We start from the raw sequence: 12,751 nt of genomic DNA, 5'->3' as shown, positions 1-12,751 counted from the left end.
TTAGCGGACGATGCTTTGGTTCGCGTCCTTCGCGATCCGTTCGGCAACGACCGCCAGCACATTGTCCTGGATATCGCCCAAGATCCGCTCTCCCCACCAGCCTGCGTAGGCGTTGAACGGGGTCGAGAGGTGGTAGCGTGTCCAGAGCCGGATTTTCGTTCGTCCGCCGGTCAATGGAATCAAGTCATAGCCGCCCGCGTCGATCCACAGGTGGCGACCGTGAGGCTGTATATGGCGGTCGGTGCGTTCGTGGATCGACGGGTCTGGGAAGGCGAACTGCCATTGCAGACGTTCCTGTGACCGCCATTCGGTGACAATCTCCTGGAAGCGAATATCGTCCTGCCACCGTGCATCGCGCACCGCACCCGGCCCGCGCCCCGACAGGTGCGCCGCGACCGGACGTGGCAGGCGCAGCAGGTCCTGGCTGATGTTCCAGCGCCCCTCATCCGGCGAGATCGCGGGAATAACAAGCAGGCGCGGCCAGGCGACAGCGGCGGGCGCATCGACGACAATCTCGCGCACGACCGTTCGCGTTTCGCGCGGCGGTACGAATTGTTGATCGACCAGCAGCGCGAGGAAAGGCAGAAGGAGCATCGCATGGGCGCGGAAGATGGCGGGGTCCACATGACGCTGCTGACGGCGATACAGATAGACCGGCCAAAGCCCCACATAGCCGAACCCGATCCAGAAGGGCAGCGCCATGACAAGGCAGACAACGCCTTCGCGAAGGAAAACCGCGCCGATCGCCGTTGCAACGAACGCAAGCCATAGCGGCACCGAAAGATAGGTGCCGCGCGACCAGTTTCGTCCCATACTGCCTATCCACCCGATGAAAGCCGACGTTGTTGCGGGCAATACGACCAAGAGAGAATAGCCTATCGCTCCGCTTTTTCCTGCCTCCGCGAGTATATAGACCGCCAAGGCCGCCGCGAGGGCGACCATGGTTGCAGAGACGAATTTCCAATTGTCGCGCCGACGGATTCCCGGCCGATCAGTCATTGTCACGCGGGCTCCCCCCTTGGCGCGCAGCCTGTCCCTTGCTAGCGCGCTTGGCAACACCCATTTAGGCGCACCCACGCTTGCGAAGGACGATCATGCCCACGACCCACCACACCAAGATGCTGATCCTCGGTTCCGGCCCCGCGGGGCTTTCGGCCGCCATTTACGGCGCGCGCGCGGGGATGCAGCCGATCGTCGTGCAGGGGCTTCAGCCCGGCGGGCAGCTGACGATCACGACCGACGTCGAAAACTATCCGGGCTTTGCCGACGTGATCCAGGGGCCGTGGCTGATGGAACAGATGACCGCGCAGGCGGTGCATGTCGGGACGAGCATGATCTGGGACACGATCGTCGACGTCGACCTGACGCAGCGGCCGTTCAAACTGACCGGCGACGGCGGAGATGTCTATATGGCGGAAACGCTGGTGATCGCGACGGGCGCGCAGGCGAAGTGGCTGGGCGTGGAAGGCGAGCAGGAACTGGGCGGCAAGGGCGTGTCGGCGTGCGCGACGTGCGACGGATTCTTTTATCGCGGCAAGAAGGTCGTGGTGATCGGCGGCGGCAACACCGCGGTGGAAGAGGCGCTGTACCTCACGAACCACAGCGACGACGTGACGCTGATCCATCGTCGCGATTCGCTGCGCGCCGAAAAGATCCTCCAGGACCGGCTGTTTGCCAACCCCAAGATCAAGATGTTGTGGAACAAGCGCGTCGAACGCTTCGTCGCGGGCGAGGGCGTTTCGGGACTCGTCGGCGTCGACCTGGTCGACACGGTGACGGGCGAGGCGAGCCACGAGCCGACCGACGGCGGTTTTGTCGCTATTGGCCACAGCCCGGCGACCGAATTGTTCAAGGGCAAGCTGCCGCTCGATGACGACGGCTATCTGCAGGTGACGCCGGGCACGTCGCTGACGGCAGTCCCCGGCGTGTTCGCGGCTGGTGACGTGTCGGACAAGGTCTACCGCCAGGCCGTGACCGCCGCCGGCATGGGCTGCATGGCCGCGCTCGACGCCGAACGCTTCCTCGCCGAAGCGGAGTTCCACGCGCTGGTGGACGCATAGGGCGCGGTCTAACGCCCTATTGCACCCGGCACACGTCGAACCCGGCGGCTTCCATCAATGCTGGCAGGCCGTCGGTGCCGACCATATGTCCGGCGCCTACCGCGACCAACACGGTGCCCGGCCGGTCGAGACGCCGTTTGATCCAAGCGCTCCACGCTTGATTCCGGTCGGTGATGATCGCTTTGCGCGCGTCCGGCACCGCGTCGATGTCGTCGTTGACGATCGCCTCCAGCGCGGCAACGTCGGCGCGCGACCAGGCGGCGGTCAGCTTGCGAACGTCGTTCACGGCATCCTTTGCGTCCGATGCCGCGTTGACCAGCAGTGTCCGCTGCGTCGCCGGGTCGAGCGTTTCGAAAAGATAAAGTTGTGCGCGCGCCGTTTCGAAACCGGAAATCGGTTTGCCCGCAGCCTCGAACATCGCGGTGAGTCCGGTTTCGACTCCGTCTGACGACGACAACGCCGCATTGCGCGCGGCGCGCTGGCCCATCAACACCAGTACCGCCCAATCGTCGAGCGCATCGCCGCCGAAAGGATCGCCGCTCGCTTCGAGTGCGCGATAGCCGGCGAGCGCGGCCGGAGGAAGGCGCTCGTGCATCGCGAGGGGGGCGGTGCGCGGGGCGAGGGCGCGAAAGGCCGATCCGGCCTGCGCGGCCTCTCCCGGTGACAGTTCGAGGACCAGCTCGTCGGCGTTGGCGATTGCCGTGTCGACCTTTCCTCCCCTCCAATCGGTCCCCCGCGGAAGGGCGTGCATCGTGCCAAGCAAATAGATTTGCGTGTCTTCGTCGGCGACGAGCCACAATGCCGGTGTCGCGGTCGGCCCCGGCTCTCGTGTTCCGCACGCGGCCAGCAGCAAGGGCAGCAGGATCGCTGCAACGCGGCGGCGGCCGTGCAGTGTCCGGGGGCGACCGCTACAGATCAATAGTCGACCCGTTCGGCGACCAGCCCGCGGTCGGCGAGTTCCTTCTGGACGCTGCGGTCTCCGGCGAGATGTCCGGCGCCGACCGCGACGAAAACCGTGCCGGGTTCGTCCATGCGGGCCTTGATCCGATCGGCCCAGCGCGCATTGCGGGCATAAAGCAGCGCATCGGCGACTTCCGGCGTTTCCGCCAGGCTTTCGTTCATCAGTTCGGCAAGCACTTCGGGTTTGCCCGCCGCCCATTCCACGACCAACGCGTCGAGCATCGAACCCATTTTGTCGATATCACGCACAACCGAGTTGAGATAGGAAAGCTGGGCATCGGCCGGCAGCGCATCGAGAAAACCGAGTTGTTCCTTCAGATCCTCGAACCCCGCAATCGGCTTGCCCGCGCTTTTGGCGAAGCGTGTAAGCTGTTTTTCGGCTCCCTGTTCGGGATCGTATCCCAGCTTGGCGAGCGGGGCGACCGACAGGGTGACCGCGGCGAACCAGGGTTCAAAGATATCGAACTGCGCGACCGGCAGCCCGACTTTGTCCATTGCCGCATGATAGGCCGCGCGCTGTTCGTTATCGAGCCGCGACGACAGCGCGGTGCCGCTCTGGTCGACGGCGAGCGGAATCATCGTTTGCTGGATGGCGGTCTGGTCCTCGGGCAGCACCATTTCGAGCATCAACGTGTCGGATTTGTCGAACGCCTCCTTCACCGCCTCGTCGAACCAGCTGAGCCCCGGTTTCAGCACATGGACGGTCCCGAACAGGTAAATGGTCGTGTCCTCGTCCCTGACAACCCACAGGGCGGGGTCAGCGTCGACCGTCGCGGCCGCTTCGGCGGCATGCGCAATCTGCGAGCCAAAGGGGAGCAGGGTGCATTGCCCGAGCGGGATCAGCGCGCAGGTGAGGACGAGTTTCTTGAACCGTTTGGACATTGCAAAGCCTTTCGTCGATTTGCCCAAGGCTTAGGGCGGGCGGCGCGAAAAGGGGAGGGCAAATGTTGACGATTTGCAGGCATTGTCCTCGCCGTCCCGCCGCGGCGCCTTGCCCCCGCCCTTGACCGGCGCGCGCCGCTGCGCCAAGGGCTGCGGCACTTGTTGCACCTGCGAAAGAAGGCATGAGCGTGGCCGGCGCGGCGGAAAAGACACCCTTGAGCTTCCAGGACATGATCCTGACGCTGCACGCCTATTGGGGCGCGCGCGGTTGTGCCATCCTGCAGCCCTATGACATGCGCGTCGGTGCAGGGACATTTCACCCCGCGACGACCCTGCGCAGCCTGGGTCCCGAGCCGTGGAACGTCGCCTATGTCCAGCCGAGCCGCCGGCCGACCGATGGCCGCTATGGCGAGAATCCGAACCGGCTGCAGCATTATTACCAGTATCAGGTGATCCTGAAACCGTCGCCCGCAGACCTGCAGGAGCAATATCTGGGGTCGCTGGCGGCGATCGGCATCGACCCGCTGCTCCACGACATCCGCTTTGTCGAGGATGATTGGGAATCGCCGACGCTCGGCGCGTGGGGGCTGGGCTGGGAAGTCTGGTGCGACGGGATGGAAGTCACCCAGTTCACTTATTTCCAGCAGATGGGCGGCTTCGACTGCAAGCCCGTCGCGGGCGAGCTGACCTATGGGCTCGAACGGCTCGCCATGTATATCCAGGGCGTCGACAATGTGTACGACCTGCGTTTCTCCGACCCCGTCGGGGACGTGCCGGGTGTCAGCTATGGCGACGTCTTCCTTGAAAACGAACGGCAATTCTCGAAATGGAATTTCGAGGTCGCCGACACCGACAGCCTGTTTGCGGGCTTCAAGGCGGCCGAAGCCGAATGCCAGCGCGCGATCGACGCGGGCGTGCCGCTCGCGGCCTATGACCAGGCGATCGAGGCGAGCCACCTCTTCAACCTGCTCCAGGCGCGCGGCGTGATCAGCGTGCAGGAACGCGCCAACTATATGGCGCGCGTCCGCGACCTCGCGAAAGGGAGCTGCAAGGCGTGGATCGACAGCCAGTCGGAGAGCTGGACCGCGAAATATCCGGGGTGGACGCTATGATGGCGGCCTACCAAAATCCTCCCCGAAACGGGGAGGGGGACCGCGCGAAGCGTGGTGGAGGGGGCTCGCGAGGCTTGCAACGCCCGCAGGTGTACGCCGCCCGCCGGCTCCGTCGTGAAATGACGCTGCCCGAGGTGTTGTTGTGGGAACAATTGCGCGGGCAGAAGCTCGGCGTGAAATTCCGCCGCCAGCATCCGGTCGGCCCCTATGTTGCGGACTTTTGCTCGATGGCGACGAAGCTCGTGATCGAAATCGACGGTGAGGCGCATGATCGCGGAGCCGCGCCCGCGCGTGACGCTGCGCGAGATGCATATTTTGCCGCGCAAGGATTTGAGGTCGTCCGGGTGGCGGCAAAGGATGTGCTCGAAAATATGGATGGCGTCGTGGCGCTGCTTCGGCTCAAGACCGACAGCCCCCTCCACCACGCCTTCGGCGCGGTCCCCCTCCCCGCAAGCGGGGAGGATTTTTGATGACCGACTTCCTTCTCGAACTGCGCTCCGAGGAAATCCCCGCGCGGATGCAGGCGGGCGCGCGCGCCGAGCTCGACAAATTGTTCCGCGCCCAGATGGCCGCTGCGGGCATCGACTTCGGCGATCTCACCATCTGGTCGACCCCGCGCCGCCTCGCGCTCATCGCACGCGACTTGCCGGAGGCGACTGCGGCGGTCAGCGAAGAACTCAAGGGTCCGCGCACCAGCGCGCCGCCGCAGGCGCTCGAAGGCTTCCTCCGCAAGACCGGCCTGACGCAGGAGCAGCTTGAGGACCGCGACGGCATATGGTTCGCGGTGATCGACAAGCCCGGCCGTGCGACCGCCGACGTTCTGGCCGAGGCGATCCCTGCGATCATCCGCGCCTTTGCCTGGCCCAAGTCGATGCGCTGGGGCAAGGAAAGCAGCAGCAGTGAAAGCTTGCGCTGGGTGCGCCCGCTGTCGGGTATCGTCGCGATCTTTGGCGAAGACTTGATTCCGTGTGAAGTTAGCGGGATTTCCGCGGGTTTCGCAACGCGCGGCCACCGCTTTCATTGCCCCGGCGAAATCACCATCGGCTCGGCGTCGGACTATGCCGAAAAGCTGCGCGCGTGCCACGTCATTGTCGACCATGAAGAGCGCGCGGCGATCATCCGGACGGGTGCCGCCAAAGCCGCGGTCGACGCTGGGTTGGCCTTGATTGAGGACGAGGGGCTGGTGGTCGAGAATGCCGGCCTCACCGAATGGCCGGTGCCCTTGCTCGGCCGCTTCGACGAAGCGTTCCTCGACGTGCCGCCCGAGGTCATCCAGCTGACCGCGCGCGTGAACCAGAAATATTTCGTCGTGCAGGACGGCGCGGGCAAGCTCGCCAACGCTTTCGTTTGCACCGCGAACATCGACGCGACTGACGGCGGCACGGCGATCGTCGCGGGCAATGAAAAGGTGCTCGCGGCGCGGCTTTCGGACGCGCGCTTCTTCTGGGAGCAGGACCGCAAGACCAAGCTAGAAGACCATGCGAAGAAGCTGGACCGGATCACGTTCCACGAGAAGCTGGGGACGGTTGCGGACAAGGTCGAGCGGGTTGCGAAGCTGGCGCGGTGGTTGGCCGAGGAGGGCATAGTCACCGACCGCACCCCGGCGAAAGCCGGGGTCCAGAGCGGCACAGAGCAAGCGTTAGCTTCAGGAAGCCCTGGACCCCGGCCTTCGCCGGGGAACAGGGAAGAATTAGCCAATCAAGTCGAACTCGCGGCGCGGCTGTGCAAGGCGGACCTCGTCACCGAAATGGTCGGCGAGTTCCCCGAACTGCAAGGCCTGATGGGCGGCTATTACGCCCGCGCCGAAGGCCTTCCCGATGCGGTCGCCGACGCAATCCGCGACCATTACAAGCCGGTCGGGCAGGGCGACGATGTGCCGACCGCGCCGGTGACGGTGGCTGTGGCGTTGGCGGATAAGTTGGATACGCTGGTTGGCTTTTTTGCAATTAATCAAACACCGACCGGTTCGAAGGATCCGTTCGCTCTTAGGCGCGCCGCAATTGGCGCCACCGGTTTGATTGTTGATAATCTGCCGGCTTTTACGGTTCGCAAGCTGGTTCGCAAAGTTTTGGAAGTTTGGCTTGAGAAAATTCTTTATGAGCCGCACCCCATCACCCTGACTCTTTCTGGATGGGATCTACGGAAAGGCAATCACGACCCAGAGGGTGTACTTGCGGGAGATTATGAAAGTGATCTCCACGAAGGCATTGAGGATTGTTCTGACGTTGTTCTCGACTTCTTCGCCGAACGCCTCAAAGTTCAGCAACGCGAAGCCGGCGTCCGCCACGACCTGATCGACGCGGTGTTCGCGCTCGGCGGCGAGGATGATCTTGTTCGCTTGCTCGCCCGCGTGAAGGCGTTGCAGGCGTTCATGGCAACCGATGACGGCGCCAATCTGCTCGCGGGTTACAAGCGTGCGGCGAATATATTGAAGCAAGCCAGTGTTCCGGCGGAAGCCGGAACCCAGGGCGGGGCAGCGCAGGCGTTGGAGCAAGACACTCCTGGGCTCCGGCTTTCGCCGGAGCGCATGACGGATGTGGATCGGGCCCTCCTTACTGCCCTCGGCACCGCCGAACCGGCTGCGCGCAAAGCTGTCGAAGAAGAACGCTTCACCGACGCCATGGCCGCGCTCGCGTCGCTCCGCGCGCCGATCGATGCCTTTTTCGAGGGCGTGATGGTCAACGACCCCGACGCGGCGGTGCGCGCCTATCGCCTCGGCCTGCTCGCGCGATTCACCGCTGCGGTGCATGGCGTCGCCGATTTCTCGAAGATCGAGGGATAGAGCCGGGTTCCAATTCCCGTTCGTGTCGAGCCTAGTCGAGACAGCGGGAAGGCGAGGATGAACGATGGGCATCCCGACTTCGCTCGATTCGAACGGGTTTGGGATGCCGGGTAGCTTATAACGAAAGAAGCAAAACTGAATCGACCGACGCGCATTGCATAGCTACCCAGCCGCAACCTCCTCCCCGGGGCAGCAGGAGCAAGACATGACGAATATGGTGCATTTATTCGGCGGAACGGCCACGACGGCCGAGCGATCGAAGGAATTGCTTGGTGGCAAGGGCGCGAACCTTGCCGAAATGGCTTCCATCGGCCTGCCGGTGCCCCCCGGATTTACGATCACCACCGAAGTCTGCACCGCCTATTACGACAATGACGAGCAATATCCCGCGGGGCTTGCCGACGAAGTCGCCGCAGGAATCGCGCATATCGAGGCACTCACCGGCAAGGCGTTCGGCGATGCCGCGAACCCGCTCCTCGTCTCGGTCCGTTCGGGCGCCCGCGTGTCGATGCCGGGGATGATGGACACGGTGCTCAACCTCGGCCTCAACGACACGACCGTCGCGGGGCTGGCCGAAGCATCGGGGGACCCGCGCTTTGCGTGGGACAGCTATCGCCGCTTCATCCAGATGTACGCCGACGTCGTCATGGGGCTCGACCATGCCGAGTTCGAAGAGGCACTGGAAATCGCAAAGGAAGACAAGGGCTTCTTTCTCGATACCGAGATGGCGGCCGAGGATTGGCAGGCGCTCGTCAAACAATATCAGGCCATCGTCGAGCGCGAGACCGGCGCAGCTTTCCCGCAGCAGCCGAAGGACCAGCTGTGGGGCGCGATCGGCGCCGTCTTTGCGAGCTGGGAAAGCGAGCGCGCCAAAGTCTATCGCCGCCTCAACGGCATCCCCGGCGAATGGGGCACCGCGGTCAATGTGCAGGCGATGGTGTTCGGCAATATGGGCGACACGTCGGCGACGGGTGTGGCCTTCACGCGCGACCCCGCGACGGGCGAGCGCGCCTGGTATGGCGAATGGCTGATCAACGCGCAGGGCGAAGACGTCGTCGCAGGCATCCGTACACCGCAATATCTGACGAAGGTCGCACGCGAAAAGGCCGGCGCCAAGCCGCTGAGCATGGAAGAGGCAATGCCCGAAACCTTTGCCGAGCTGGGCCGCGTCTTCGATACGCTCGAGACGCATTATCGGGACATGCAGGACATCGAGTTTACCGTCGAGCGCGGCAAGCTGTGGATGCTCCAGACGCGTAGCGGCAAGCGCACGGCCAAGGCGGCGCTCAAGATCGCGGTCGACATGGCGGCGGAAGGGCTGATTTCCGAAGAGGAAGCGGTGAGCCGCGTCGATCCCGGCGCGCTCGACCAACTGCTCCACCCGACGCTCGACCCCGATGCGCCGCGCGACGTTCTCACAAAGGGGCTGCCCGCGAGCCCCGGTGCCGCGTCGGGCAAGATCATGTTCGACGCCGACAGCGCCGAGAAATGTGCAGGAATGGGCGAGGCGGTGATCCTCGTCCGCGTCGAGACGAGCCCCGAGGATATTCACGGCATGCACGCGGCGAAGGGGATTTTGACCGCGCGCGGCGGAATGACGAGCCACGCGGCGGTCGTGGCACGCGGCATGGGGCGTCCGTGCGTCTCGGGCGCGGGCGGGCTCAGCATCGACGGCGCGGCGCGCGTGCTGCGCGTTGCGGGACGCGAACTCAAGGAAGGCGATGTCATCACGCTCGACGGATCGACCGGCGAAGTGATGGCGGGCGAGGTGCCGACGCTGCAACCCGAGCTTGTCGGCGACTTTGGCACGTTGATGGTCTGGGCCGACAAGGTGCGCCGGATGAAAGTGCGCACCAATGCCGAAACGCCGCAGGATGCGCAGGTCGCGCGCGATTTCGGTGCCGAGGGCATCGGTCTCTGCCGTACCGAGCATATGTTTTTCGACGCCGCGCGCATCACCGCGGTGCGCGAAATGATTCTCGCCGAAAATGAGGCGGGACGCCGCGCCGCGCTCGCCAAACTGCTCCCCGAGCAGCGCGGCGACTTTGCCGCTATCTTCCGCGTGATGGCGGGGCTGCCGGTGACGATCCGCCTGCTCGACCCGCCGCTTCACGAATTCCTGCCCACCCGCGAGGAAGATTTTGCCGACGTCGCCAACGCTGCCGGCGTCGGGATTGAGGCGCTCAAGGCGCGTGCGAACGAGCTTCACGAATTCAACCCGATGCTCGGCCATCGCGGGTGCCGCCTCGGCGTCACCTATCCCGAAATCTATGAGATGCAGGCACGCGCAATCTTCGAGGCGGCGTGCGACGTCGCCGCGGAATCCGGCGCGGCGCCGATCCCCGAGGTGATGATCCCGCTCGTTGCGACGCGCCGCGAATTCGACCTGATGAAGGCGGTCGTCGACAAGGCAGCGAAGGCGGTGTTCGCCGAAAAGGGGCGCGAGATCGACTATCTCGTCGGTACGATGATCGAACTGCCGCGCGCCGCGCTGATGGCTGGCGAGATTGCAAAGTCGGCCGAATTCTTCAGCTTTGGGACCAACGACCTCACCCAGACGACGATCGGCATCAGCCGCGACGATGCCGGGCGCTTCCTGACGCAATATGTCGACAAGGGGATTTTCGTCACCGATCCTTTCGTCAGCCTTGATGTCGAGGGCGTCGGCCAGCTGATCGAGATCGCTGCCGAGCGGGGACGCGGCACGCGCGACGGCATCAAGCTCGGCATCTGTGGCGAACATGGCGGCGATGCGCCGAGTATCCGCTTCTGCGAGCAGACGGGTCTCGACTATGTCAGCGCCTCGCCGTACCGTGTGCCCATCGCGCGGCTCGCGGCGGCGCAGGCGGCGCTGAAGGCGTAGCCGCCCGCGCGCCGCAGGGGCGAAGAGAGGGGAGGCCGCATGCAGCGTTGGCACCGCTTTGCAATCGCGATTTCGGGTGGACTTCTGCTTGGTCTCGGCGCGGCATGGGCTGTCACCGGCGGAGGGCTTCGCGGTGGCTCGATCACAAACGGGGTGTGGTCGACCTCACTTGGCTATGGGACGAAGGCGACCGATCCGCTGACCCGCGCCGCGGTCGCGCGCGCAGGCTTGCTCGCGCTCCCGGCGAAAGAGACCGTCTATTGGATGGCGCGCACCGACAGCACGGGCGCCCCGCTCGACGGCAATTGCCGCTACCGCCTTTCGGGTCCCCAACTCGATGCGCGCTGGTGGAGCGTCACCCTCTATGACACCGACGGCTATCTCGTCGACAATGACGCGCGGATATGGTCGGTCAACGGTGCAAACGTGGCAAGCGACGACGACGGCCGGTGGCGCGTGACAATATCGCCGGACAAACCGTCCGAGGGCGCGTGGCTGCCGGGCGCGGCCGGGCAACCCTTTCACCTGACGCTGCGCATGTACAATCCGGGTTCGGCTTTCCGGGCCGATCCGCGCGCGGCGGAGCTTCCAACCATCGTCAGGGAGGAGTGTTGAGATGCGTGCGTGGCTGCACCCGCTCGCGCTCGGCCTTCTGGTCGCCGTCATCGCTGCCTGGGCCGGCGTTGCGGCAATCCCCTATGCAATGATGGGCGCGGCGATCGACCGGGTCGGCGAAGGCGGCATGAACCGCATGACGCACGGCAATCTCGCGACACCCGCGCGCCAGCCGGTCGTGCGGCCCAGCCCCGACCTGGCTTATTCGATCTGCCCCTTCGATCTTGGCGAAGGCCCGGTCGCGATTGACGTCGTTCCGGTGCCGGACCGTTACAGCTCGCTCAGCATCTTCGACGCCGCCACCGATGTCGTTTTCGTTCGGAACGACGTCGAGGCGGATGGAAAGCCTTATCGAATCGTCGTGGCGCGCGAGGGGCAGGAGGTCCCTGCAGACGCCGAAGTCGTGCGCGTCGGGCACGATAGCGGCATCGCGTTGATTCGCCTGCTGCTTCGTGAACCCGGCGAAATCGGCGCGCTCGATGCGGCGCGCCGCCGCTCGTCCTGCGCACCCGTCACAAATCCGAAATAGGGGGTTGCGCGCCTGCGCCTCGCGCCTTAAAGGCGCCTCTCCACGCACCCGTAGCTCAGCTGGATAGAGCACCAGACTACGAATCTGGGGGTCGGACGTTCGAATCGTTCCGGGTGCGCCATTTCCTTTTTCTGGCAATTTGACGACGGTTCGTTCCCGCCATAGGCTGCGCGCCACGCCCTGTGCGGGCGGGCGCGTAGCGGTCGTTCAGGCTGCCTCGTGCAGCGACCTTTCGAAATAATCGGCGAGGCGTGCGAGCGCGTCGGCGCCGTCGCCGTGAAAGGTCGGTCCGTGCATCAATGCGAGCGTGCGCGGTGCAAGCCCGGCAAGGCGGCGGATCGTCGGCGCGGTGGCCGGGCCGACACTCGTCGAATGGAACGCGTCTTCGGCGGCGATGGCGGCGGGGACGATGTCATCGCGCGTTTCGGCCTGTTGCCCGAACTGGGTGAACAGGTCGCCGCAAAGCAGCGTCGCAGTCGTTTCCTCGAACATCACCCCCGATTCCCACGAATGGGGAACATGCGGCGTGTCGATATAGCGAAGGCGGTGGCGACCGGTCGTCACGACCTCGCCGTCCGCGAGCGCGCGCGGGGGCCGGTCGGCCAGATCGTTGAGCGAAATCGAGCAAGCCGTTTCGCCATGTACCACCTGGGCTTGCGGAGCGGCGGCGAGCCAGAGGTTCATCGCGCCGCATTCGTCGGCCTCGATATGGCCGAAGCCGATCCAGCGCAGCCGCTCGACAGGCATCAGGCGCGCCACCGCGTCGGAATAAAGCGGAAACATCCCCCGCTGGCCGGCATGGAAGAGCAGAGGTTCATCATCGAGGACAAGGAAGCTGTTGAAGGTGAAACCCTCGGGCGCGCCGATTTCGGGGACGGAAACCGACAAGCGAAAGATGCCGTCGGCAATTTCGGTGGTCTGGGCAGTCATGGACTCGGATCCTTACAA

General features: G+C 64.8%; 11 protein-coding genes and 1 tRNA gene. 8 read left to right on the top strand and 4 right to left on the bottom strand.

All coding sequences use genetic code 11. The annotated features are described in order from the left end of the window. On the bottom strand, positions 1–813 hold the full coding sequence (locus JI743_RS03835; RefSeq protein ID WP_201926090.1) for an SRPBCC family protein: 813 nt from the start codon (positions 811–813) through the stop codon (positions 1–3). A gap of 281 nt (positions 814–1,094) precedes the next feature. On the opposite strand from JI743_RS03835, the gene trxB reads away from it, so the two are divergent. Continuing rightward, positions 1,095–2,060, top strand: coding sequence for a thioredoxin-disulfide reductase (gene trxB / locus JI743_RS03830; protein ID WP_201926089.1), 966 nt, complete (start codon positions 1,095–1,097; stop codon positions 2,058–2,060). 16 nt (positions 2,061–2,076) lie between these two features. Here trxB and JI743_RS03825 read toward each other — a convergent pair whose 3' ends face one another. Both JI743_RS03825 and JI743_RS03820 read right to left on the bottom strand, forming a co-directional pair. Further along, positions 2,077–2,979, bottom strand: coding sequence for a TraB/GumN family protein (locus tag JI743_RS03825; protein ID WP_236659677.1), 903 nt, complete (start codon positions 2,977–2,979; stop codon positions 2,077–2,079). Then, complete coding sequence (locus tag JI743_RS03820; RefSeq protein WP_201926087.1) at positions 2,976–3,902, bottom strand: TraB/GumN family protein; 927 nt, start codon at positions 3,900–3,902, stop codon at positions 2,976–2,978. Before JI743_RS03820 ends, JI743_RS03825 begins: the two co-directional genes overlap by 4 nt. Before the next feature lie 182 nt (positions 3,903–4,084). Between JI743_RS03820 and JI743_RS03815 the strand changes: the two genes are divergently transcribed. From JI743_RS03815 to JI743_RS03785, 7 genes are all read left to right on the top strand, one after another. Continuing rightward, positions 4,085–5,014 carry a glycine--tRNA ligase subunit alpha gene (locus JI743_RS03815; protein ID WP_201926085.1) on the top strand — a complete coding sequence of 310 codons (930 nt, stop codon included), beginning with the start codon at positions 4,085–4,087 and terminating at the stop codon, positions 5,012–5,014. Then, on the top strand, positions 5,011–5,484 hold the full coding sequence (locus JI743_RS03810) for an endonuclease domain-containing protein (protein ID WP_236659676.1): 474 nt from the start codon (positions 5,011–5,013) through the stop codon (positions 5,482–5,484). Before JI743_RS03815 ends, JI743_RS03810 begins: the two co-directional genes overlap by 4 nt. Then, positions 5,484–7,796 (top strand): glycine--tRNA ligase subunit beta, encoded by a 2,313-nt coding sequence (glyS, locus tag JI743_RS03805; RefSeq protein WP_201926083.1) that lies wholly within the window; start codon positions 5,484–5,486, stop codon positions 7,794–7,796. The genes JI743_RS03810 and glyS overlap by 1 nt, the downstream gene beginning before the upstream one ends. A 205-nt stretch (positions 7,797–8,001) precedes the next feature. Then, positions 8,002–10,659, top strand: coding sequence for a pyruvate, phosphate dikinase (gene ppdK, locus JI743_RS03800; RefSeq protein ID WP_201926081.1), 2,658 nt, complete (start codon positions 8,002–8,004; stop codon positions 10,657–10,659). A gap of 39 nt (positions 10,660–10,698) precedes the next feature. Then, entirely contained in the window at positions 10,699–11,274 is a 576-nt protein-coding gene (locus JI743_RS03795) for a DUF1214 domain-containing protein (RefSeq protein WP_201926079.1), read from the top strand. Between the two features lies 1 nt (position 11,275). After that, positions 11,276–11,803, top strand: coding sequence for a DUF1254 domain-containing protein (locus JI743_RS03790; protein ID WP_201926077.1), 528 nt, complete (start codon positions 11,276–11,278; stop codon positions 11,801–11,803). A 44-nt stretch (positions 11,804–11,847) separates the two neighbouring features. Further along, a tRNA-Arg gene (locus JI743_RS03785) sits at positions 11,848–11,924 on the top strand. Between the two features lie 86 nt (positions 11,925–12,010). Here JI743_RS03785 and JI743_RS03780 read toward each other — a convergent pair. Further along, positions 12,011–12,733, bottom strand: a complete 723-nt coding sequence (locus JI743_RS03780) for an oxygen-binding di-iron domain-containing protein (protein WP_201926075.1) — start codon at positions 12,731–12,733, stop codon at positions 12,011–12,013. Between the last annotated feature and the right edge of the window lie 18 nt (positions 12,734–12,751).

Origin of the sequence: Sphingopyxis jiangsuensis, assembly GCF_016734905.1 — a bacterium.
GTDB lineage: Bacteria > Pseudomonadota > Alphaproteobacteria > Sphingomonadales > Sphingomonadaceae > Sphingopyxis > Sphingopyxis jiangsuensis.
This window is presented reverse-complemented; position numbering and strand designations above follow the sequence as displayed.